Source organism: Pseudomonas farris (genome assembly GCF_019145235.1).
GTDB lineage: Bacteria > Pseudomonadota > Gammaproteobacteria > Pseudomonadales > Pseudomonadaceae > Aquipseudomonas > Aquipseudomonas farris.
On record NZ_JAHSTV010000004.1, the window covers coordinates 71,662 to 92,103 of the forward strand.

Annotated in this window: 24 protein-coding genes; 13 read left to right on the forward strand and 11 right to left on the reverse strand. The window is 57.7% G+C overall.

The window, feature by feature from the left end; translation table 11 throughout:
* Positions 1 to 139: 139 nt before the first annotated feature.
* Positions 140 to 1,087: a DMT family transporter gene (locus KVG95_RS09360; RefSeq protein WP_217855908.1), complete on the reverse strand. Its 948-nt coding sequence runs from the start codon at positions 1,085 to 1,087 to the stop codon at positions 140 to 142.
* A 78-nt stretch (positions 1,088 to 1,165) separates the two neighbouring features.
* On the opposite strand from KVG95_RS09360, the gene KVG95_RS09365 reads away from it, so the two are divergent.
* From KVG95_RS09365 to KVG95_RS09375, 3 genes are all read left to right on the forward strand, one after another.
* The gene (locus KVG95_RS09365; protein WP_217855910.1) at positions 1,166 to 2,038 is read left to right on the forward strand and encodes a LysR family transcriptional regulator; all 873 of its coding nucleotides are present in this window, start codon (positions 1,166 to 1,168) and stop codon (positions 2,036 to 2,038) included.
* Between the two features lie 103 nt (positions 2,039 to 2,141).
* On the forward strand, positions 2,142 to 3,677 hold the full coding sequence (locus KVG95_RS09370; RefSeq protein ID WP_217855912.1) for an EAL domain-containing protein: 1,536 nt from the start codon (positions 2,142 to 2,144) through the stop codon (positions 3,675 to 3,677).
* A 233-nt stretch (positions 3,678 to 3,910) separates the two neighbouring features.
* Positions 3,911 to 4,276: a histone-like nucleoid-structuring protein, MvaT/MvaU family gene (locus KVG95_RS09375; RefSeq protein ID WP_008075430.1), complete on the forward strand. Its 366-nt coding sequence runs from the start codon at positions 3,911 to 3,913 to the stop codon at positions 4,274 to 4,276.
* Positions 4,277 to 4,451: 175 nt separating this feature from the next.
* On the opposite strand, the gene KVG95_RS09380 is transcribed toward KVG95_RS09375, so the two are convergent.
* Positions 4,452 to 4,955: a DUF4946 domain-containing protein gene (locus tag KVG95_RS09380; protein WP_437180790.1), complete on the reverse strand. Its 504-nt coding sequence runs from the start codon at positions 4,953 to 4,955 to the stop codon at positions 4,452 to 4,454.
* Between the two features lie 183 nt (positions 4,956 to 5,138).
* Between KVG95_RS09380 and gloA the strand changes: the two genes are divergently transcribed.
* A complete protein-coding gene (gene gloA / locus KVG95_RS09385) occupies positions 5,139 to 5,660 on the forward strand; it encodes a lactoylglutathione lyase (RefSeq protein ID WP_030131431.1) in 522 nt (173 codons plus the stop codon).
* A 177-nt stretch (positions 5,661 to 5,837) separates the two neighbouring features.
* Here gloA and ahpF read toward each other — a convergent pair whose 3' ends face one another.
* The 3 genes from ahpF to KVG95_RS09400 all read right to left on the reverse strand — a co-directional run bounded on the left by ahpF (position 5,838) and on the right by KVG95_RS09400 (position 9,177).
* Complete coding sequence (ahpF, locus tag KVG95_RS09390) at positions 5,838 to 7,400, reverse strand: alkyl hydroperoxide reductase subunit F (protein WP_217855914.1); 1,563 nt, start codon at positions 7,398 to 7,400, stop codon at positions 5,838 to 5,840.
* 136 nt (positions 7,401 to 7,536) lie between these two features.
* Positions 7,537 to 8,100 (reverse strand): alkyl hydroperoxide reductase subunit C, encoded by a 564-nt coding sequence (gene ahpC, locus KVG95_RS09395; RefSeq protein WP_007900047.1) that lies wholly within the window; start codon positions 8,098 to 8,100, stop codon positions 7,537 to 7,539.
* Between the two features lie 138 nt (positions 8,101 to 8,238).
* Positions 8,239 to 9,177 (reverse strand): site-specific integrase, encoded by a 939-nt coding sequence (locus KVG95_RS09400; RefSeq protein ID WP_217855916.1) that lies wholly within the window; start codon positions 9,175 to 9,177, stop codon positions 8,239 to 8,241.
* A gap of 177 nt (positions 9,178 to 9,354) precedes the next feature.
* On the opposite strand from KVG95_RS09400, the gene KVG95_RS09405 reads away from it, so the two are divergent.
* Entirely contained in the window at positions 9,355 to 10,374 is a 1,020-nt protein-coding gene (locus KVG95_RS09405; protein WP_217855918.1) for a DNA-binding protein, read from the forward strand.
* On the opposite strand, the gene gorA is transcribed toward KVG95_RS09405, so the two are convergent.
* Both gorA and galU read right to left on the reverse strand, forming a co-directional pair.
* Positions 10,371 to 11,729, reverse strand: coding sequence for a glutathione-disulfide reductase (gene gorA / locus KVG95_RS09410; RefSeq protein ID WP_217855920.1), 1,359 nt, complete (start codon positions 11,727 to 11,729; stop codon positions 10,371 to 10,373). The genes KVG95_RS09405 and gorA overlap by 4 nt on opposite strands.
* Positions 11,730 to 11,858: 129 nt before the next feature.
* On the reverse strand, positions 11,859 to 12,698 hold the full coding sequence (galU, locus tag KVG95_RS09415) for a UTP--glucose-1-phosphate uridylyltransferase GalU (RefSeq protein WP_010460715.1): 840 nt from the start codon (positions 12,696 to 12,698) through the stop codon (positions 11,859 to 11,861).
* A gap of 233 nt (positions 12,699 to 12,931) precedes the next feature.
* Between galU and KVG95_RS09420 the strand changes: the two genes are divergently transcribed.
* Both KVG95_RS09420 and KVG95_RS09425 read left to right on the forward strand, forming a co-directional pair.
* Complete coding sequence (locus KVG95_RS09420; protein WP_217855922.1) at positions 12,932 to 13,144, forward strand: hypothetical protein; 213 nt, start codon at positions 12,932 to 12,934, stop codon at positions 13,142 to 13,144.
* A 130-nt stretch (positions 13,145 to 13,274) separates the two neighbouring features.
* Positions 13,275 to 13,556: a hypothetical protein gene (locus KVG95_RS09425; protein ID WP_095053888.1), complete on the forward strand. Its 282-nt coding sequence runs from the start codon at positions 13,275 to 13,277 to the stop codon at positions 13,554 to 13,556.
* On the opposite strand, the gene KVG95_RS09430 is transcribed toward KVG95_RS09425, so the two are convergent.
* Both KVG95_RS09430 and KVG95_RS09435 read right to left on the reverse strand, forming a co-directional pair.
* Positions 13,557 to 13,787 carry a hypothetical protein gene (locus tag KVG95_RS09430; RefSeq protein WP_007935641.1) on the reverse strand — a complete coding sequence of 77 codons (231 nt, stop codon included), beginning with the start codon at positions 13,785 to 13,787 and terminating at the stop codon, positions 13,557 to 13,559.
* Positions 13,788 to 13,859: 72 nt separating this feature from the next.
* Entirely contained in the window at positions 13,860 to 14,216 is a 357-nt protein-coding gene (locus KVG95_RS09435) for a hypothetical protein (RefSeq protein WP_052964646.1), read from the reverse strand.
* 212 nt (positions 14,217 to 14,428) lie between these two features.
* Between KVG95_RS09435 and KVG95_RS09440 the strand changes: the two genes are divergently transcribed.
* The 5 genes from KVG95_RS09440 to ada all read left to right on the forward strand — a co-directional run bounded on the left by KVG95_RS09440 (position 14,429) and on the right by ada (position 17,599).
* Positions 14,429 to 14,731 (forward strand): DUF1883 domain-containing protein, encoded by a 303-nt coding sequence (locus tag KVG95_RS09440; RefSeq protein WP_038983189.1) that lies wholly within the window; start codon positions 14,429 to 14,431, stop codon positions 14,729 to 14,731.
* 28 nt (positions 14,732 to 14,759) lie between these two features.
* Entirely contained in the window at positions 14,760 to 14,930 is a 171-nt protein-coding gene (locus tag KVG95_RS09445; RefSeq protein WP_176466905.1) for a hypothetical protein, read from the forward strand.
* A 127-nt stretch (positions 14,931 to 15,057) separates the two neighbouring features.
* On the forward strand, positions 15,058 to 15,768 hold the full coding sequence (locus KVG95_RS09450) for a 2OG-Fe(II) oxygenase (protein WP_217855924.1): 711 nt from the start codon (positions 15,058 to 15,060) through the stop codon (positions 15,766 to 15,768).
* On the forward strand, positions 15,758 to 16,438 hold the full coding sequence (alkB, locus tag KVG95_RS09455; protein ID WP_217855926.1) for a DNA oxidative demethylase AlkB: 681 nt from the start codon (positions 15,758 to 15,760) through the stop codon (positions 16,436 to 16,438). The genes KVG95_RS09450 and alkB overlap by 11 nt, the downstream gene beginning before the upstream one ends.
* A gap of 87 nt (positions 16,439 to 16,525) precedes the next feature.
* Positions 16,526 to 17,599 carry a bifunctional DNA-binding transcriptional regulator/O6-methylguanine-DNA methyltransferase Ada gene (gene ada / locus KVG95_RS09460; RefSeq protein WP_217855928.1) on the forward strand — a complete coding sequence of 358 codons (1,074 nt, stop codon included), beginning with the start codon at positions 16,526 to 16,528 and terminating at the stop codon, positions 17,597 to 17,599.
* On the opposite strand, the gene KVG95_RS09465 is transcribed toward ada, so the two are convergent.
* Positions 17,563 to 18,051 (reverse strand): GyrI-like domain-containing protein, encoded by a 489-nt coding sequence (locus tag KVG95_RS09465; protein WP_217855930.1) that lies wholly within the window; start codon positions 18,049 to 18,051, stop codon positions 17,563 to 17,565. The two genes, ada and KVG95_RS09465, sit on opposite strands and share 37 nt — an antisense overlap.
* A gap of 53 nt (positions 18,052 to 18,104) precedes the next feature.
* Positions 18,105 to 19,088: an acrylyl-CoA reductase (NADPH) gene (acuI, locus tag KVG95_RS09470; RefSeq protein ID WP_217855933.1), complete on the reverse strand. Its 984-nt coding sequence runs from the start codon at positions 19,086 to 19,088 to the stop codon at positions 18,105 to 18,107.
* Between the two features lie 160 nt (positions 19,089 to 19,248).
* Between acuI and KVG95_RS09475 the strand changes: the two genes are divergently transcribed.
* Positions 19,249 to 20,310: an NAD(P)H-dependent flavin oxidoreductase gene (locus KVG95_RS09475; RefSeq protein WP_217855934.1), complete on the forward strand. Its 1,062-nt coding sequence runs from the start codon at positions 19,249 to 19,251 to the stop codon at positions 20,308 to 20,310.
* The last annotated feature ends 132 nt before the right edge of the window (positions 20,311 to 20,442 follow it).

The following is a 20,442-nucleotide window of genomic DNA, read 5'->3' on the forward strand; positions in this document are numbered from 1 at the left end:
TCACCGTAGATCAATTGAAACCCAAATATCTTCATTGTCGACCCAAGGCTATTACGGGCGAGGCTTCTGCTGCCAGAAGACGATTATTCTTATATGCGTAACCCGATTCTACACAGCGTAAATCAGTTGTCCATCCTTCTTATAAAATCCCCCTTTTCGCAGCCTGTGCAAGCGGTTTGTTGCACAGAAAAATCCCCGCCAGGATCAGCCCGCCGCCCAAGCACATCACCAAGGTCAATTGCTCGCCCAGCAACAACGCGCCAAACAGAACGGCGGTCAGCGGGTTCAAGGCGATGAACACACCTGAACGTGTCGCACCGATTTTGCGGATACCGTCGTAATAACCAATATAAGCCAATGCCGACCCCAGCACGCCCAGGTACATCAGGCTCAACCATTGTTGCGTGCCGAGTTCGGCCAGCGCCGCGATACTCAGCTCACCACGCACGGCACTGGTCACCCAGAGCATCAGCGTGCCCAGCAAAATCGAGTACGTCACCGTCTGCACCGGCCCCAGCGTCTGATTCAGGCCTTTGGAAAACAGCGAATAAATGCCCCAACCGAGCACGCAGCCGAAGATCAACAGATCGCCGATCCAGGCATCAGTACCACCGGCCAGCAATTGCGGATTGCGGCTGACAATCACCAGACTGGCGCCGGCAATGCAGATCGCGATACCCGCCACTTTCGACCCGCTCAGTCGTTCCTTGAACAGCAGCCACGACGCCAGGCCGATCACCGCCGGATTTAGGGCCACGATCAAGGACGCCCGTGACGCGTTGATGTAATGCAGTCCGTAAAAGAAACACAGGTTGTAGAAATAGATTCCGAAAAAACCCAGCAGCGTCAGTTGCATCCATTGCCGAGGGCTGGGGCGCACCAAAGGCACGCGCGCCAGCAGCAGAAACAGCAGCAACGCCACGCTCGCCAGCAAGAACCGCAGGCTCGCGGCCAATAGCGGACTGAGGCTGTCGGCCAAAAATCGCCCGGCGACGAACGTCCCGCCCCAGATCATGGTGACCGCTGCCAGTTTCAGATAAACCGGTACATCCGAGGAATTCGCCAGGGTCTGTTCACACGTAGTCATAAGTCTCCACCATCAGAAATTGGGCACATGGCGTATCATTCGACTAATGCCAGATCATCGTAAAATGAGTAAATACTCATGACCCTCACGCAACTCGAGATTTTCTCGCTGGTGGCCGAACTGCGCGGCTTCACGGCGGCGGCCCATCGTTTGGAGATTTCCCAATCCGCGGTGTCCCACGCGCTCAAATCCCTGGAACAGGAATTGGGCGTTGAACTGCTGCGCCGGCATCAGTCCCAGGTCGAGCTGAGTGACATCGGCCAACAGCTATTACTGCGCGCTCGGGCGATGCTCGGCCTGGCGAACACCTTGCGCCAGGAAGCGGCGGATGCCCGCGGAATGAAACGCGGCACCCTGCGCATTGGCTCGTTCGGTCCGACTTCATCGATCAAACTGCTGCCGAGAATCCTGCAGCATTACCGCGCCGCCCACCCGGGCATCGAGGTTCACATCGACGAAGGTCCCGATCGCCAGGTGATCCAGTGGCTGGAAGAACGGCGTATTGATATCGGCTTCGTGGTGTTGCCCCTGGAGCGTTTCGACACTTTCAGGCTGGTCGAAGACCAGATGGTCGCGCTGTTACCTGCCGACCATGCGCTGGCCAGTCGCGACAGTTTGAGCTTGAGCGATTTATGCCACGACCCTTTTGTGCTGACCGAAGCCGGCTCTTCGGAGTTGGTCTCGCGCTTATTTAATGCGGCGCGGTTGACGCCGAACATTCGCTATCGCTGCTCGCAGTTGCTCAGCACGCTGGACACCGTCGGCCGTGGCGATGCCCTGACCGTTGTCGCCGAAGGCTCTTTGCCTGACGACAACGACAACCGTTACGTGAAAAAACCGCTGTCGCCGCCGGTCAGCCGCCAGGTCGGGCTGGCGGTGCTCGATCAGCGTCAGTCATCACCTGCGACACTGGCCTTCATCAAACTGGCCTCAAGCCTGAATGAACGTTGAGCGGCATAAGCGCCATCGGCCAACTATCATGGCTGAACTCTTCTGGGAGGCGTGTCGCCCTGCCAGCCTTTGAGAGCCCTCTTTTATCGCGATGGATTTGCGAATGCCACTGAACGTCAAAAGCCGCCGCAAGCGTGGCACCCGGATCGTTGTGACTGTTTTGAGCGGATTGCTTCCGGTGTTGCTGGGAGTCGCCATTCTCTATCTACAGGCTGAACGTACACTCAAGCAAAGTACCGAACTGACTGGCGAAGAAGCCGTTCGCCAATTCGAGCTGATGCTCGACAACACGGCGCAAGCGGCGCAAGAGCTGTTGCCGCTGGCCGGCCAGAACTGCAACGACGTCAAACTAGCCTTGCGCGAACAAGTCACCCGCCGGCCGTTCGTGCGCTCGACCAATCTTGTATGGAACACCAACCTCTATTGCAGTTCGTTGTTCGGTGAATATCAGGAAAAGATCAATCCCGGCGATTACACCCAAGGCAAGCTATGGCTCATGAACGGCAATCCGGTCACGCCCAATACCGCATTGTTGGTGTATCGGCTGAGCGAAGGAAACCAGGGCGCATTGACCACGCTGGACGGTTATCACCTGAGCAACGTGCTGCGCCTGATCGGTCGCAAAACATTATTGTTGCTGCAAGTCGGGCCCCACTGGTTGTCGGCCGACGGCAAGGTCCACGACGATGCCCTGCCCGCCTTGCCCGTGGCGCAAAATACGCTGTCGTCCTCGCGTTATGCCTTTACCGTGGCCGCCGGTTTCCCCGAAGGAGAAACCTGGCGTTACATGCGCAGTGAGTACCCACCACTGTTCAGTCTGTTGATGTTCTTTGGTGTGGTGTCAGGCTCGATCGGGCATATTCTGCAGAAGCGTTCGACGTCACCCAGCCGTGAAATGCAGCGTGCGCTGGAGGCAGCAGAATTCATTCCGTATTTCCAGCCTGTGGTGCATGGCGACAATAAGCAGTGGTCCGGCGCCGAAGTATTGATGCGTTGGCAACATCCCAAGGAAGGCCTGGTGCGCCCTGATCTGTTCATCCCGTTTGCCGAACATTCCGGGTTGATCGTGCCGATGACTCGCTCCTTGATGCGACAGACCTCCGCACTGCTGGCACCCTTGTCGGCGTCGTTCGACGGGCCATTTCACATTGGCATCAACATCACCGCCAGTCACAGCCGGGATCTGGAACTGGTCGAAGACTGCCGCGAATTCCTCAGCGCTTTCGCCCCGGGCAGCATCAACCTGGTACTGGAACTGACCGAACGCGAACTCATCGAGCCGACAGCCATCACCCTGCAATTGTTCGAACAGCTTCACGAAATGGGCGTGATGATCGCGATCGATGACTTCGGCACGGGTCACTCAAGCCTGGGTTATTTGCGTCAATTCAATGTGGATTTCCTGAAAATCGACCAGAGCTTTGTCGCCATGATCGGTGTCGACGCCCTCTCCCGGCACATTCTGGACAGCATCATTGAGCTCTCGGCCAAACTCGATCTGGGTATCGTCGCCGAAGGCGTGGAAACCCTAGAACAAAGTGACTATCTGACCGCCCACGGCGTGAACTTTCTGCAAGGTTATCTGTTTGGTCGGCCGATGCCCGGCGCAGACTTCATTAGAGCATTAAGTGATCATTAACTAACCACTTTAAGCACCGAGATCATGATGATACGCACCAAATTGAATCAAAAGACTACTCTTGTTACATGAAGAAAAAGTCAGGATTTACTCTTGGCCAATTAACTACTACAATTTTTCATACCTGTGCAGAACTGGCAGGTGAGCCATTATCACCGAGTCGCTTCAAGGCTCTTGGCTTATAGCTTTGTTTGCGGTTGGTATCAGCCAAACACACTATTGGAGTAAAGATATTGTCCAGACTCGCTGAATTCCGTGCAGCTGAAAAGGCCCTTCAAGAACAGCTCAAGCAGTTGGAATCGCTGAAAAACGATGCCGGGCTCAAGAAAGAAATCGAATTCGAAGAAAAGCTCCAGGGGCTGATGAAAACCTACGGCAAGAGCTTGCGCGACATCATCGCCATCCTCGATCCGAACCCGGCGAAATCCGGCCTGCAGCAGGCAGCAGCGCCTAAAACCCGCCGCGCTCGCGTGGTCAAGGTCTATCAGAACCCGCACACTGGTGAACTGATTGAAACCAAGGGCGGCAACCACCGCGGCCTGAAAGCCTGGAAGGAACAATACGGTGCCGCCACCGTGGATTCCTGGCTGCGTGGCTAAGCACTCGCGATCATAAAAAAGCCCTGCCAATGCAGGGCTTTTTTCTTGGGTAGCGTCTAAATGCAACGATAGTCGCCGATCAATTTGTTACATATCGTCCAACTTTATGCTTAATCCCTTTGGCTATCTAAAAAATGCCGAACACGCTGAAATCTACTGATACGCAAACCTCAAACTAAAGTTTCAAGCTGTTTCGAGCAGCCGTTATGTCGTCCTGACTTGCCTTATAAACCTCTGCCTGCCCCGCATAGGAAAGAACATAGGCCTTATCGGCATCTACCGCAGCGACCAATGTTTGAGACAGCATATGTCGACCATTCTGCGTAATCGTACAGGTAGTTTCCAGCGCCGATAGCCGGCTCAAGGTAGTCGGGTGAATTTTAGTGCAAACGCTCTGATACCCACTCTGAAAAAAGTCCTTTTGCACCGACTTGCGCATTTCCAGCAACACACCTTCCAGGTTCACCTGGTGACCACTTTCCACTTGAGTCATGGTCAGCTCCATCACCATCACCGGCGTACCCTCCTGATCGTTTTTTACTGCGCGCTGCCGGGACACCTGCGGTTTGGCCTCGTCTTGCGGAACGACTTCGACGGTCCATCCACTTGGCCAGGTCATGACCGGAGCCTCTGCATAAGCGGGGGTAATACCTGAAAGCAGACACATCAGGACCAACATCGATTGACAGAATCGGGTCATTGCAATGAATACTCACGAATTGAGCCGTAAAGTCTGAGCCTCACCTGGCTGTCAGGCAAGCCTGCGGTTTTGGTTTGGCGATGCTGGGGCCCTTGCGTATCATTGTGAGCATTAGGGGGGCGTTCTCAACGCCTCTAGCCCCACTTATTTTCCGGAGGGCCCATGAGCCTGCACGAACTCAATACATTTCCCGGTGTGACCGCCCAACCCGACACCGCTACCCAGAAGTTCGTCTTCAATCACACCATGCTGCGGGTCAAGGACATTACCCAGTCGCTGGATTTCTACACCCGCGTCCTGGGGTTCTCGCTGGTGGAAAAGCGTGATTTCCCGGAAGCCGAGTTCAGCCTGTATTTCCTGGCGCTGGTCGATAAAAACCAGATCCCGGCCGATGCCGCAGCCCGCACCGAGTGGATGAAATCGATCCCCGGCATTCTCGAGCTGACCCACAACCACGGCACCGAGAATGACGCGGATTTCGCTTATCACAACGGCAATACTGACCCACGCGGCTTCGGCCATATCTGCATTTCGGTGCCGGACATTCGCGCCGCGTGCGAACGCTTCGAAGCGCTGGGGTGCGATTTCCAGAAACGCCTGAACGACGGTCGCATGAAAAGCCTGGCCTTCATCAAGGACCCGGATGGTTACTGGGTCGAGATCATTCAGCCTGCACCGATGTAAGCCCCACCACAGATCCCCTGTGGGAGCGGGCTTGCTCGCGAAAGCGGTGTGTCATTCACCAGTGATGCTGGCTGACAGGTCGCCTTCGCGAGCAAGCCCGCTCCCACAATTGGGAATGTGCAAGACACAAAAAACCCCATGATCGCTCATGGGGTTTTGTGTTTTCAGCGTCGGCGTTTATGCAGGCGCCGAGGTGCGGATCAAGTGATCGAATGCGCTCAGGGAAGCCTTGGCACCCTCGCCCACCGCAATCACGATCTGCTTGTACGGCACGGTAGTCACGTCACCGGCCGCGAACACGCCGGGCACCGACGTTTCACCACGGGCATCGACAATGATCTCGCCGCGCGGCGACAGCTCGATGGTGCCTTTGAGCCAATCGGTGTTAGGCAACAGACCGATCTGCACAAAGATCCCTTCCAACTCGACAGTGCGCAACTCGTCCGACTGACGATCCTTGTAGCGCAGACCGTTGACCTTTTGACCGTCGCCGGTCACTTCAGTGGTTTGCGCACTGGTGATCACGGTGACGTTCGGCAGGCTATGCAACTTGCGCTGCAACACCGCGTCGGCGCGCAGTTGTACGTCGAACTCCAGCAGGGTCACGTGGGACACGATACCGGCCAGGTCGATGGCCGCTTCGACGCCGGAGTTACCACCACCAATCACCGCCACACGCTTGCCTTTGAACAGCGGACCGTCACAGTGCGGGCAGTACGCCACGCCCTTGTTGCGGTATTGCTGCTCACCGGGAACGTTCATTTCACGCCACCGGGCGCCGGTCGCCAAAATCACGGTCTTGGCTTTCAAAGAGGCGCCGCTGGCGAAATGGATTTCGTGCAGTTCGCCATTTTTGCCCGGCACCAGCTTGTCGGCGCGTTGCAGATTCATGATGTCCACGTCGTACTGCTTGACGTGTTCTTCCAGCGCCACGGCCAGTTTCGGCCCTTCAGTTTCCTGCACCGAGATGAAGTTCTCGATGGCCATGGTGTCGAGCACTTGGCCACCAAAACGTTCAGCCGCCACACCGGTGCGAATGCCTTTACGAGCAGCGTAGATCGCCGCCGAAGCACCGGCCGGACCACCGCCGACGACCAATACATCAAAGGCTTCTTTGGCGCTGATTTTCTCGGCCTGACGCTCGATGCCGCTGGTGTCGATCTTGGCGAGGATCTCTTCCAGGCCCATGCGACCCTGGCCGAAGTTGATGCCGTTCAGGTAAATGCTTGGCACGGCCATGATCTGGCGCTCGTCGACTTCAGCCTGAAACAGCGCGCCGTCGATGGCGACGTGGCGAATGTTCGGGTTCAGCACAGCCATCAGGTTCAATGCCTGGACCACGTCCGGGCAGTTCTGGCAGGACAGCGAGAAGTAAGTCTCGAAGTTGAACTCACCCTTGAGCGAGCGGATCTGTTCGATCACCTCGATACTGGCCTTCGAAGGGTGGCCACCGACTTGCAGCAAGGCCAGCACCAGCGAAGTGAATTCGTGGCCCATCGGGATACCTGCGAAACGCAGGCTGATATCGGCCCCTGGGCGGTTGATCGAGAACGATGGTTTACGCGCATCGTTACCGTTGTCGAGCAACGTAATCTGGGTGGAAAGACTGGCAACGTCTTTGAGTAATGCGAGCATTTCCTGGGATTTCGCACCGTCGTCGAGGGAGGCAACGATCTCGATCGGCTGGGTGACCCGTTCCAGGTACGATTTCAACTGGGCTTTAAGATTGGCGTCCAACATACGGGCGATTTCCATGTATTTGATAAAAAGAAGTCAACAAAAAACGCCCGAGCGAATCTCGCCCGGGCGTTTTTTAAGGGCGGTGCAGCTTACTTAGGAGGTGCGGAGTGCCGCCCTGATGAAGCGCGTCACAGACTTAGATCTTGCCGACCAGGTCCAGGGACGGAGCCAGAGTGGCCTCGCCTTCTTTCCACTTGGCTGGGCAAACCTGGCCTGGGTGAGCAGCAACGTACTGAGCAGCCTTGATTTTGCGCAGCAGCTCGGAAGCGTCACGACCTACACCGCCGTCGTTGAGTTCAACGATTTTGACCTGGCCTTCAGGGTTGATCACGAAGGTGCCACGGTCAGCCAGACCTGCTTCTTCGATCAACACGTCGAAGTTGCGGGAGATAGCGTGAGTCGGGTCGCCGATCATGGTGTACTGGATTTTGCCGATCGCTGGCGAAGTGTTGTGCCAGGCAGCATGGGCAAAGTGGGTATCGGTGGAAACGCTGTAGATTTCGACGCCCAGTTTCTGGAACTCGGCGTAGTTGTCAGCCAGGTCTTCCAGCTCGGTCGGGCAAACGAAGGTGAAGTCAGCTGGGTAGAAGAACACGACAGACCACTTGCCTTTCAGGTCAGCGTCCGACACTTTTACGAAGTCGCCATTTTTAAAGGCGTCAGCTTTGAACGGTTTAACTTGGCTGTTGATGATAGGCATCGATGACTCTCCGTCAGGGGTTAAGAAGTTGATGAGGTGAATCCTACCCAGTCGATCGCCGGTTGGCTCATTGGCAAACCTGATGCTGCTGATTGGTTTTCGCTATTAGCCGACAGTATTAATAGAAGAAAACGTGATCTACGGCGCCAACGGCTTTTCAGCGATACGGGTCATCCCGAGAAACGGGCTGGCTTCAACATAGCGCATGGCGGACTTCATATCCTTCCAGCCCACGTAATTCATCAACGACTTCAAATCCCAACCGCTCTGATGAGCCCAGGTGGCAAAGCCACGACGCAAGGAGTGACTGGTGTAGTGCTCGGCCGCAATACCGGCGCGCTCCAGGGCCTGACGCAATAACGGAATCACGCTATTGGCGTGCAAGCCCTCCTCGCTCAAATGGCCCCAGCGGTCGATACCCCGGAACACCGGCCCGCGGACCAATGCCGCTTCAGTGATCCATTGGATATAGGCCTGCACTGGACACAAGCGCTGCAATGCCGGCGTCTGGTAGGTCTGGCCGAGGTTCTCGCGGTCGCTCTTGCTGCGAGGCAGGTAGAGGGTGATGCCTGAGCCGGCGCTGGCCCGCACATGTTCAATCTGCACGCGGCACAACTCATCGCTACGGAAACCGCGCCAGAAGCCCAGCAGGATCAGCGCCGTGTCACGCCGGGCCCGCAGCAATCCCGGTTGATCGCCCTGTGCCTTGGCGGTTTGCGCTTCCTGCTCCAGCCAGGCCACCACTTGCTCCAGATGCTGAAGCTGCAACGGCTCGGCCTGTTTCTCCTGCGCCGGGTGCAGCGCGCGAATGCCCTTGAACACTTTGCGCACCACAGGTGCCTTGGTGGGATCGGCGAACCCCTGACTGTTGTGCCATTGCGCCAACGCCGACAAGCGCAACTTCAAGGTATTGATCGACAGCACACCTGCGTGTGCCACGAGATAGCGCGCCACGCTATCGCCGGTCGCCGGCAGGAACCCGCCCCAACTGACTTCGAAATGCTCGATGGCCGCGCGATAGCTGCGACGGGTGTTGTCGCGCGTGGCGGCTTGCAGGTAGCGATCCAGATCAGTCATGGGCTCAGTTCTCGAAAACGTACCGCTCAGGCGGGCGAAACCCGGATTACAGCGCATCACACGGGGTAATACCAGTATATCCCGCATGATTAATCACCGAATTTAAACTTTATTCATATCATGGTACATTGCTTATATTAGTGGTACGTACCACAGTATCAAATCGTAGGAGAACACATGGCACGTGGCGGCGTAAACAAGGCACTGGTGCAGGCGGCACGCTCGGCAATCCTCGCCCGGGGCGAACACCCGAGCATCGACGCGGTGCGGATCGAGATGGGCAATACCGGTTCAAAAACCACAATCCATCGCTATATGAAGGAGCTCGATGACGGCGCCGAACCCGCGCAAGCGCCTTCCGAACCTATCGATGATGAGCTGACAAGCCTGGTATCGCGCCTGGCGCAACGCCTGAAAGATCAGGCGCAAGAACCCATCGATCAGGCACGCGCACAGTTCGAGCAACAACGAAAAGAGCTGGAAACCCAACTGCATGAGGCCCGCGAGGCCAATACCGAATTGCACCAGCAATACGAAATTCAAAGCCTGGCGCTGACCCAGGAGTCGGCAGAACTGCAAGACACCCGCTCCACGCTGCAAAGCGAGCAAACCCGCAACGCCGGGCTGAACCAGGCGCTGGCAGATTTCGAATTACGCTTGCAGGACAAGGACGAGCAGATCCGTTCTTTGGAAGAAAAGCACCTGCACGCCCGCGAGGCACTGGAACACTACCGCAACGCCGTCAAAGACCAACGCGAGCAGGAACAGCGCCGCCACGAAGGTCAGGTGCAGCAGATTCAGATGGAGTTGCGTCAAGCGCAGCAAAGCGCACTGGTACGCCAGGATGAAATCACCCAACTGCATCGCGACAACGAGCGCTTGCTGACGGAAAACCGCGGAACGCTGCGCGAGTTGAGCCTGTCGCAAGAGCAACTTAAGCACACCAATAGCCGACAGGATCAACTGCTGGAACAGGTCAACCGTATCGACAGCGAACGCACCCTCCTCCAGGAACGCTTGCGCATTGCCATGCTGGAAAGCCAGTCACTCAAGCAGAACATCGATGAACAGTCGCACATCAACAAAGCGCTGGAAGTTGAACTGATCAAGTTGCAGGCAAGCCTGGATGAAAGCGTGCGTCAGGCCGCTGTCGTTGCGACAGGGCCAGACGCATCAGCCTCGCGTAAGGACGATTAACCCGCGACCGGCGTACGCATGGTGACGAACTCTTCGGCGGCGGTCGGATGCACGCCGATGGTTTCGTCGAAATCACGCTTGGTCGCGCCCGCTTTCAGCGCAATAGCCAACCCCTGAACAATCTCGCCGGCATCCGGACCCACCATGTGGCAGCCCAAGACCTTATCAGTCTTGGCGTCCACCACCAGCTTCATCAAGGTGCGTTCCTGGCACTCGGTCAGGGTCAGCTTCATCGGCCGGAAACGGCTTTCAAAAATCACCACATCGCACCCGGCCTCTCGCGCCTCTTCTTCAGTCAGGCCGACAGTGCCAATGTTCGGCAAACTGAAGACGGCGGTCGGGATCATCTTGTAATCCACCGGGCGATATTGCTCGGGCTTGAACAAACGCCGCGCCACGGCCATGCCTTCGGCCAGCGCGACCGGCGTCAATTGCACTCGACCGATTACATCGCCCAGGGCCAGGATCGATGGTTCTGCGGTTTGATATTGCTCATCGACCTCGACAAAACCTTTCTTGTCGAGTTTGACGCCGGTGTTTTCCAGCCCCAGGTTATCGAGCATCGGACGCCGACCGGTGGCGTAGAACACGCAGTCTGCCTCCAGTACGCGACCATCCTTGAGTGTAGCTTTCAGGCTGCCATCGGCTTGCTTGTCGATGCGCTCGATGTCGGCATTGAATTGCAGGTCCATGCCGCGCTTGGTCAGCTCTTCCTGCAAATGCTTGCGCACCGCACCGTCGAAGCCACGCAGGAACAGGTCACCGCGATACAGCAACGTGGTCTCGGCACCCAGCCCGTGGAAAATCCCGGCAAACTCCACCGCAATGTAACCACCACCAACCACCAGAACGCGCTTTGGCAGCTCTTTAAGGAAGAACGCCTGGTTGGAACTGATCGCGTGCTCGTGCCCCGGAATCTCCGGGATCTGCGGCCAGCCACCGGTAGCAATCAGAATGTTTTTGGCGGTGTAGCGTTCGCCATCGAACTCAACGGTATGGGGATCGACGATTTTCGCGTGGCCTTCATGCAAGGTCACACCGCTGTTGACCAGCAGGTTGCGGTAGATGCCGTTCAGGCGATTGATCTCGCGATCCTTGTTGGCGATCAGCGTCGCCCAGTCGAACTTCGCCTCACCCGGGGTCCAGCCAAAACCTTGCGACTGCTCGAAGTCTTCGGCGAAGTGCGCGCCGTAGACCAGCAATTTTTTCGGCACGCAGCCGACGTTCACGCACGTACCGCCCAGATAGCGGCTCTCGGCCACGGCGACTTTCGCGCCAAAACCGGCCGCAAACCGCGCAGCCCGTACACCACCGGAACCGGCACCAATCACATATAGGTCAAAATCGTAGGCCATTTCTATCTCCTTGGCAGGTCACCAGCATACCTGCGGGCAGCCTTTGGGCAAGCGTTGCAAGCTATTTGGGGCCGGAAAATGAAAAAGCCACCCGAAGGTGGCTTTTCAATACAAGCAGGTCAGGCGCTATCAGTAAGCCTTGCCTGTCTTGTAGAAGTTCTCGAAGCAAAAGTTGGTCGCGTCGATGTAGCCTTCGGCGCCACCACAGTCGAAACGCTTGCCTTTGAACTTGTAGGCCATGACGCAGCCGTTTTGCGCCTGCTTCATCAGGGCGTCGGTGATCTGGATTTCGCCGCCCTTGCCTGGCTCGGTTTGTTCGATCAGGTCGAAGATGTCCGGGGTCAGGATGTAACGACCGATGATCGCCAGGTTCGACGGCGCATCTTCAGGCTTTGGTTTTTCAACCATGCTGTGAACGCGGTAGATGTCGTCGCGAATCATCTCACCGGCAATCACGCCGTACTTGTGAGTTTCTTGCGGATCGACTTCCTGAATGGCCACGATCGAGCAGCGGAACTGCTTGTACAGCTTGACCATCTGGGTCAGTACGCCGTCGCCTTCCAGGTTTACGCACAAGTCATCCGCCAGTACCACGGCGAACGGTTCGTCGCCGATCAGCGGACGGCCAGTCAGAATCGCGTGGCCCAGGCCTTTCATTTCGGTCTGGCGAGTGTAGGAGAAGGAGCAGTTGTCGAGCAGCTTGCGGATACCGACCAGGTATTTCTCTTTGTCGGTGCCCTTGATCTGGTTTTCCAGCTCGTAGCTGATGTCGAAGTGGTCTTCCAGGGCGCGCTTGCCGCGACCGGTAACGATGGAGATTTCGGTCAACCCGGCGTCCAGTGCTTCTTCGACGCCGTACTGGATCAGTGGCTTGTTTACCACCGGCAGCATTTCTTTGGGCATGGCTTTAGTCGCTGGCAGGAAGCGAGTACCGTAACCGGCTGCTGGGAACAAGCATTTCTTGATCATATAAGTCCTTGAAAGGGCTGTGTGTTCGAGTTTCGGCGCAGTCTAATCAGGCAGCGAGCACCTTACAATGCCCCGCACTGGCTAACCGATGCCATCATAGAGAAATAAACCGGCGAATAGTTCAATCGCCTTCCGGTTCGACGGATCGAGCGGTCCCACTCTACGCCCATGAGCGCCGTTTGCGTGCATTTGACGTATCATGGCCGTCTTGATTCCGCCAACGAGGCAGTTATATGTCGGCAGCACAAAACGCAAACGGTTATTCGGTCAGCCAGGACGAGGACGGTCAGTGGTGGATAGTCAATTACCACGGCGAACAGGTCGCCGGCCCATTGCCCAGCAAGGCGATGGCGGTGGAAGTGGCTGCGGTGTTCCAGGACGACCGCTCTGCCCCGACCGCGCCCCGTGAAGCAGCGCCAGCCCGGAGCCCCCGCCGCAAGAAATGACCAGGACCGGCCCCGGCAAATGCCGTTCGAGCATTGAACGGGGACTCGGTGATGGGTTTGGTTTATCTGTACCGAAATGGCCATTCGCTATACCCTCGCGCCAGCCCTTCCCCTCCCGATGACTGATTTCATGAAAACGATACTGGCGCTGTTTGCAGTTCTGGCCTTGGCGGGCTGTGCCTCGGCTGAAAAAACCTACCTGGACAATGGTGAACAGGGGCTGACCATCGATTGCTCCGGCGAGGCCAATTCCTGGGCCACCTGCTACGAAAAAGCCGATGCCTCTTGCGCCGGCACCGGCTATCGGATTGTCGGTACCGACGGCACACCGTCGCCCCAGGAAAGCGACAAGACCCTGGGCGTCGACGTCGGCAACTACAAAAATCGCAGCGTGGTAGTGGTCTGCAAGTAGCTACATGTGGATTTCGGCAAATTTGATCCCGAGCCCGCGCACGGTCTCGATCAAATCGTCGAGGCGACTGAAGGACTCGACTTCATCGTTGTCATCCACCAGGAAAAAACTGCGCCCGGCGCTTTTCTTGAAAAACACGATCCACTCCCCCGGATTTGCCGGGTTCTGAATCACGTGGGTGGCAGAGATATGACCCTCTGCATGGCGCTCCCGCACCTGCTCTCGCTTCATGCTTAACTCCAGAAATGACAATGCCGTCAAAGCGCGACTTTGACGGCATCGATGCTGACTGGGGGTAGTTTATCAGCCGGATATGCACGCGGTGGCGGCATTGCGCACATCCCATGGGCGCAAAGGCACATTGGAGATGCGTTCATGCAGCTTGATGCTGCTGCCGCCGGAGCGGTCTTCAATTTCAAATACCGCTGCCGGCCCCGACGAGAACTTCTGCGGCACGATAACCCGCACGCCTTCCTTGTGCGGCTCGACTTGCAGGGCTCCACGGCTTTCGGCCAGTTTTTCGACCAGGCATTGCGCGTACTCATGGGGTTTCTTGCCTGAAATCACGCTCATAGTGGGCAGCGACTCATTGATGTCCGAGACACTCGCACATCCACCCACTGCCAATGCCAACGGCATGACCAGAACACCCCACTTCATACAAAACCTCCGATAAAGACCTTCCGACAGCTCAAACGCTGGTTTTCTCCGAGGCTCACTGCTTTTATCGCTCATAGAATTCCGTATAACTGTTTTTAATTGTCAAAGCGCACCTCGAGAGCCGGATAATAACCTGTTCGGGCTGATAAACTGCGTCAATCGCCCATGCTATCGTTTTGATTTTGTAGAAAAAGCCCTTCTGGAGGCGCCTCATGAAATTTATCCACCAGCGCGAGCACCTCAACGAAGACGACATCGTCGTCATCCAGTGCTCCCAAATGTGCAACATCCGCTTGATGAACGACGCCAACTTCCGCAGCTTCAAGAATGGCGGCCGTCATACTTACCACGGCGGCGCATTCGACACGTTCCCGGCCCGCATCACTGCGCCGAGCACCGGTTTCTGGAACATCACCATCGACATGGTCACCCGCCGTCCGATCAGCGTGACTCGCAAACCGAGCCTGACGCACTCGATCAAAATCATCCGCCGCTCCAGCTCGAAACTGAGCTGAGCCCACACCAAAACAGGCAGGTATGACCGTGGCTCAGACGACCAAGTACGTCATCAAATACAAACTCAACGGCGAGCGACGCTTTGAATTCGCCCAGCTTGAAAACGGCACCGAAGAAGAAGCCAGGGCTGCACTGGACGTTATTCATGGCCAGACTGAAGATGTCATCAGCGAGATCAGCGTGAGCAAAGCGCTGTAAAGCGATCTGGAGCGACAACATGGACGTCTGCTCCCCTTTCGAATTCGACCGCAAGCGCCGGAGTGTCCACTCCCGCAACGCTCACTAAACTGGCCGCCTCGACCTTTTGGTCAAGGAGTCAGAACCCTTGTTTACCGACCCGATTCACAACGACGCCCTCGACTGGGGCGCGCTTGTGCAGCAACTCGATCAGGATGGCTGCGCAGTCATCAGGTCGTTTTTAAGCCCTGAGACCTGCGATGAAATAAGCGCCCTGTACGACCGGCCCGGGCCCTTTCGCTCGAAAGTGGTGATGGCTCGCCACGGTTTTGGCCGTGGTGAATACAAGTACTTCAAGTACCCGCTGCCGGATCCGGTGGCCCGGTTGCGTAGTGCGCTCTACCCTCGACTGGTTCCAATCGCCAATCGCTGGTACGAATCGATGGACCTGCCGACCCGCTTCCCCGAATCGCACGAAGCGTTTCTGCAGCGCTGTCATGCCGCCGGTCAGGAACGCCCGACACCTTTGTTGCTGCAATACGGCCCGCAGGACTACAACTGTCTGCATCAGGACCTGTACGGCGAACACGTCTTCCCGCTGCAAGTGGCGATTCTGCTGTCAGAACCGGGGGAAGATTTCACCGGCGGTGAATTTGTGCTGACCGAACAACGCCCACGGATGCAGTCACGCCCGCAAGTCATCGGCCTGAAGAAAGGCGACGCGTTGATTTTTGCCGTGAATCAGCGCCCGGTAAAAGGTGTTCGCGGCTATTACCGAGTGACCATGCGTCACGGGGTGAGTCGCCTGCACAGCGGAAAACGGCATACCCTTGGAATCATCTTTCACGATGCGCTATGACCCCATGAGCCCGATCACCCTCGATTTGTTTGGCGACGCCGAACCCGAGCAGCAGCCCAAGCGCGAGCAGATCAGCGAACAATCCTACGTTCTCAGAGGCTTTGCCCTGCCGTGGCTCGACCGGTTGCTGCCGGCGCTGGAGGCGGTTCTGGCTGCAGCCCCTTTTCGGCAGATGGTCACACCCGGCGGTTTTACCATGTCGGTGGCGCTGAGCAGTTGCGGCACCTGGGGCTGGACCACCGACCGCAGCGGCTACAAGTACACCCGCAACGATCCGCAGACCGGCCTGCCCTGGCCCGAGATGCCCGAGGTGTTTTTCGAGCTGGCGCAAGCGGCGGCGCGAGAGGCAGGGTTTATGGATTTCTTACCGGATTCCTGCCTGATCAACCGCTATGTCCCTGGTGCCAGAATGTCGTTGCATCAGGACAAAGACGAAGATTCCTACGCGGCGCCCATTGTGTCGGTGTCCTTGGGGTTGCCAGCGACATTTCTGTTCGGTGGCTTCGAACGCAGCGCCAAAAGCCAGCGGGTGCCGCTGTTGCACGGCGATATTGTGGTCTGGGGCGGCGTGGACCGTTTGCGTTATCACGGCGTATTGCCGATCAAGGAGGGTTATCACCCTCAGTTGGGCGAACAGCGGATCAACTTCACCTTTCGTACCGCGGGATGAAACCGTTGAATTCAACCGCAAGACCCGGAGTGTGGTGTCTCTGTCGGCTGGTTAATCTGCATGAAACGGGTCAACGGACATGAAGCCATGACAACTCAATCGACAAAAATCGCTACCGAAAACGATCCTCGCTGGGCTGCCGTGGTCGCGCGCGATCCCCGCGCCGACGGGCAGTTTGTGTATGCGGTGAAAACCACCGGCATCTACTGCCGCCCCAGCAGCCTGGCGCGTTTGCCGAAGCCACAGAATGTCGAGTTCTTCGACACAGCCGAGCAGGCCCAGGCGGCGGGTTATCGTCCCAGCAAACGAGCGGCGAAAGATCAAAGCGACGTCGCCGCACAACACGCCACAACCGTAGCCGCTGCGTGCCGTCACATCGAATCCGCCGAGACCTTGCCGGCATTAAATGAACTGGCGGACGCGGCCGGCCTGAGCAGTTTCCACTTCCATCGCGTGTTCAAGGCCATCACCGGCCTGACGCCCAAGGGCTACGCCACAGCCCACCGTTCGCGCAAGGTTCGCGAACGCCTGGCGGACGGCGGCACGGTCACCGACGCGTTGTATGACGCCGGATTCAACTCCAACAGCCGCTTCTATGAGGCCGCGGATCAAGTGCTGGGCATGAAGCCCGGCGATTATCGTGCGGCCGGACAGAACAACGACATTCGTTTTGCTGTCGGCCAGTGTTCCCTCGGGGCGATTCTGGTGGCGCAAAGTGATCGCGGCGTCTGCGCGATTCTGCTGGGGGACGACCCGCATCAATTGGTCTGTGATCTGCAGGACAAGTTTCGGCGCGCCAACCTGATTGGCGCCGATCATGAGTTCGAGCAGTTGATCGCTAAAGTGGTGGGTTTTATCGAAGCACCGGCACTCGGCCTGGACTTGCCGCTGGATGTACGCGGCACGGCGTTTCAGGAGCGGGTGTGGCAAGCCCTGCGGGAGATTCCCGCCGGCAGCACTGCCAGTTATGCCGATATCGCTCAGCGCATCGGCGCACCGAAAGCCGTGCGTGCCGTGGCCCAGGCCTGTGGCGCGAACAGCCTGGCGGTGGCAATCCCTTGCCATCGCGTGGTGCGCAGCGATGGCAACCTGTCGGGCTATCGCTGGGGCGTGGAGCGCAAGCGTCAGTTGCTGGAACGCGAAAACGCAGTTGAGTCCTGAATGCCAATGTAGACCGCCACGGACTCCGGACCGGTGTAGACCTCGAAGTCCGTGGCGAACTTGCGGCGAACCTGCGGGTTATCCTCGAAGTAAGCCCAGACCAGACCCCACGTCTGAATGACGCTGTCGGGCATCGGCCCTTTGGCGCTGAACACCAGGTAATCGCCACCCTCAATTTGAATCTGCGCAAAGTCCTCGAAGGGCGCGGTGACCGCTGCGCCCGCGGTCACATCGAAGTGGCCCGAAGCGTCGGACTCGTAGTTGGAATAGACGCCGTACATAAACGAATCCGGCTGTTTGTGGGCGATCTTGTCGAAAACGTCCTCAACGAAAAATCGTTCCCACATAGGGCCGATACGCGCGGTATCTGGCTGCTGCTCTGCGACATTGAGGGTTCGCACCTGCAAACCCGAGACGCTAAAGGGCTGCACTTCACGTAGCTTTACATCCATTGTCGCTATTTCCTTGTTTCTACAGTGTGTCTGTTTGATTGGCGCCGAGACGATCAACGATTGACGTCGACCACCACCCGGCCGCGCAACTGGCCGGCGAGCAGGCCCGGCGCGGCGTCGATGGCTTCGCTCAAGCCGATTTCGTGACTGATCAGTGGCAGCAAGGCGAAGTCCAGATCCTTGGCCAGGCGATTCCAGGCCAGTATCCGCTTGGCTTTGGGCTGGGTCACGCTGTTGATGCCGGCCAGGGTCACACCGCGCAAAATGAACGGCGCGACGGAGGCCGGGAAATCCATACCTTGTGCCAGACCGCAGGCGGCGACGGTGCCGTTGGCCCGAGTACTTGCGCAAGCGTTGGCCAGTGTGTGGCTGCCGACCGAATCGATCACCGCCGCCCAACGCTCCTTGGCCAACGGTTTGCCCGGTTCGGACAACGTGGCGCGATCGATGATTTCGCTGGCGCCCAATTGCTTGAGGTATTCGTGCTCAGAGGTGCGGCCGGTGGACGCCACCACGCGATAGCCGAGTTTGCTCAGCAGCGCGATGGCGAAACTGCCGACGCCACCGTTGGCGCCCGTCACCAGCACTTCGCCCTGCTCGGGGTTCACGCCGTTGTGCTCCAGCGCCAGGATGCTCAGCATCGCCGTGTAACCGGCCGTGCCGATGGCCATTGCTTGCGCAGCGGTGAATGCTTTGGGCAGCGGGATCAGCCAGTCGCCATTCAGGCGAGCTTTCTGCGCCAATCCGCCCCAATGTCCTTCACCCACACCCCAGCCATTGAGCAGGACTTGATCACCAACCTTGTAGTCCGGATGACTGCTGACTTCGACAGTGCCCGCCAGATCGATCCCCGGCACCATCGGGAATTTGCGCACCACCGGGCTACTGCCGGTGATCGCCAGGCCATCCTTGAAGTTCAACGTACTGTACGCCACACGCACCGTCACATCGCCTTCAGGCAATTGATCGTCATTGATCTCTTGCAACGTGGCCCGGTAACCGCTGTCGTCCTTGTCGATCAAAATGCCTTTGAACATCACTGCCTCCCGATGGAATCGCTCAGTTGTCGTGCTGTTGAAATAACACATGAAAACACATCGCCGTAGCCGACTTTTAGCCAATCCTCAAACTCGACTGGCCTTGGGTCAGACATTACTGATACAAATTCGCTTCTACCGACGTCGGAGAACACTGCACATGAGTCAATGGCCAGACACCCGCATGCTTGACCTGCTCGGGATCGAACTGCCGATTATCCAGGCCCCCATGGCCGGCGCGACGACTTCGGCCATGGTGATTGCGGTGAGCAACGCTGGCGGCCTGGGCTCAATGCCCGCCGCGATGCTGAGCATCGAGCAGTTGCGCGAGGAGCTGAAAACGATTCGCCAACACACCCAGCGCCCGTTCAACGTCAACTTCTTCTGCCATCAACCTCCACCGCCCGATGAGCAACGTGCCCAGGACTGGAAGGACCTGCTGGAACCGTACTATCGGGAATTGGGGGTCGATTTCGACGCACCGACGCCGGTGTCCAATCGCGCGCCGTTCGATAATGCGGCCTGCGAAGTGCTGGAAGAGTTTCGTCCTGAAGTGGTGAGTTTTCACTTCGGCCTGCCGGAAAAGTCGCTGCTGGATCGGGTAAAAGCCACCGGGGCGAAAATTCTTTCCTCGGCGACTACCGTCGAAGAAGCCATCTGGCTCGAGCAGCATGGTTGCGACGCGATCATCGCCATGGGTTACGAAGCCGGCGGCCACCGGGGAATGTTCCTCAGTGATGACCTGAGCAGCCAAGTGGGGACCTTTGCCCTGGTGCCACAAATCGTCGATGCGGTGAAAGTGCCGGTGATTGCGGCGGGCGGGATTGGAGATGCGCGGGGCGTCGCGGCAGCTTTTCTGCTGGGCGCGTCGGCGGTCCAGGTGGGTACGGCTTATTTGTTCACGCCGGAGGCCAAGGTCAGTGCTTCTCACCAGAAGGCGTTGCGCACGGCCAAGGAAAGCGAAACGGCGGTCACCAACATTTTCACCGGCCGCCCGGCACGCGGGATTCTCAATCGGGTGATGCGTGAACTGGGACCGATGAGCGCCAAAGCGCCGGCCTTCCCGTTGGCGGGCGGTGCGTTGATGCCGTTGCGGCCTAAAGGGGAAGCGGATTTCAGCAACCTTTGGGCGGGTCAGGCGTTCACGCTGGGCGTTGAATTGACTTCGGCAGAGCTGACTCGGCGTTTGGCGGATGAGGCGTTGGCCAAATTGACTCACTAGACACAAAACCTGTGGGAGCGGGCTTGCTCGCGAAGACGACGGTACAGTCAACATTGATGTCGCCTGACACACCGCCTTCGCGAGCAAGCCCGCTCCCACAGTTTCCGCACTTAGCAGCATTCAGTGCCAACC

Coding starts and splice junctions, on each gene's coding strand:
- alkB (WP_217855926.1), top strand. CDS start 15,758: ATGCGCTATGACCCCATGAGCCCGATCACCCTCGATTTGTTTGGCGAC.
- KVG95_RS09465 (WP_217855930.1), bottom strand. CDS start 18,051: ATGGATGTAAAGCTACGTGAAGTGCAGCCCTTTAGCGTCTCGGGTTTG.
- KVG95_RS09400 (WP_217855916.1), bottom strand. CDS start 9,177: ATGACTGATCTGGATCGCTACCTGCAAGCCGCCACGCGCGACAACACC.
- acuI (WP_217855933.1), bottom strand. CDS start 19,088: ATGTTCAAAGGCATTTTGATCGACAAGGACGACAGCGGTTACCGGGCC.
- gloA (WP_030131431.1), top strand. CDS start 5,139: ATGAGCCTGCACGAACTCAATACATTTCCCGGTGTGACCGCCCAACCC.
- ada (WP_217855928.1), top strand. CDS start 16,526: ATGACAACTCAATCGACAAAAATCGCTACCGAAAACGATCCTCGCTGG.
- KVG95_RS09370 (WP_217855912.1), top strand. CDS start 2,142: ATGCCACTGAACGTCAAAAGCCGCCGCAAGCGTGGCACCCGGATCGTT.
- gorA (WP_217855920.1), bottom strand. CDS start 11,729: ATGGCCTACGATTTTGACCTATATGTGATTGGTGCCGGTTCCGGTGGT.
- ahpF (WP_217855914.1), bottom strand. CDS start 7,400: ATGTTGGACGCCAATCTTAAAGCCCAGTTGAAATCGTACCTGGAACGG.
- KVG95_RS09420 (WP_217855922.1), top strand. CDS start 12,932: ATGTCGGCAGCACAAAACGCAAACGGTTATTCGGTCAGCCAGGACGAG.
- KVG95_RS09475 (WP_217855934.1), top strand. CDS start 19,249: ATGAGTCAATGGCCAGACACCCGCATGCTTGACCTGCTCGGGATCGAA.
- KVG95_RS09430 (WP_007935641.1), bottom strand. CDS start 13,787: ATGAAGCGAGAGCAGGTGCGGGAGCGCCATGCAGAGGGTCATATCTCT.
- KVG95_RS09435 (WP_052964646.1), bottom strand. CDS start 14,216: ATGAAGTGGGGTGTTCTGGTCATGCCGTTGGCATTGGCAGTGGGTGGA.
- KVG95_RS09425 (WP_095053888.1), top strand. CDS start 13,275: ATGAAAACGATACTGGCGCTGTTTGCAGTTCTGGCCTTGGCGGGCTGT.
- KVG95_RS09380 (WP_437180790.1), bottom strand. CDS start 4,955: ATGTTGGTCCTGATGTGTCTGCTTTCAGGTATTACCCCCGCTTATGCA.
- KVG95_RS09360 (WP_217855908.1), bottom strand. CDS start 1,087: ATGACTACGTGTGAACAGACCCTGGCGAATTCCTCGGATGTACCGGTT.
- KVG95_RS09440 (WP_038983189.1), top strand. CDS start 14,429: ATGAAATTTATCCACCAGCGCGAGCACCTCAACGAAGACGACATCGTC.
- KVG95_RS09405 (WP_217855918.1), top strand. CDS start 9,355: ATGGCACGTGGCGGCGTAAACAAGGCACTGGTGCAGGCGGCACGCTCG.
- KVG95_RS09365 (WP_217855910.1), top strand. CDS start 1,166: ATGACCCTCACGCAACTCGAGATTTTCTCGCTGGTGGCCGAACTGCGC.
- galU (WP_010460715.1), bottom strand. CDS start 12,698: ATGATCAAGAAATGCTTGTTCCCAGCAGCCGGTTACGGTACTCGCTTC.
- ahpC (WP_007900047.1), bottom strand. CDS start 8,100: ATGCCTATCATCAACAGCCAAGTTAAACCGTTCAAAGCTGACGCCTTT.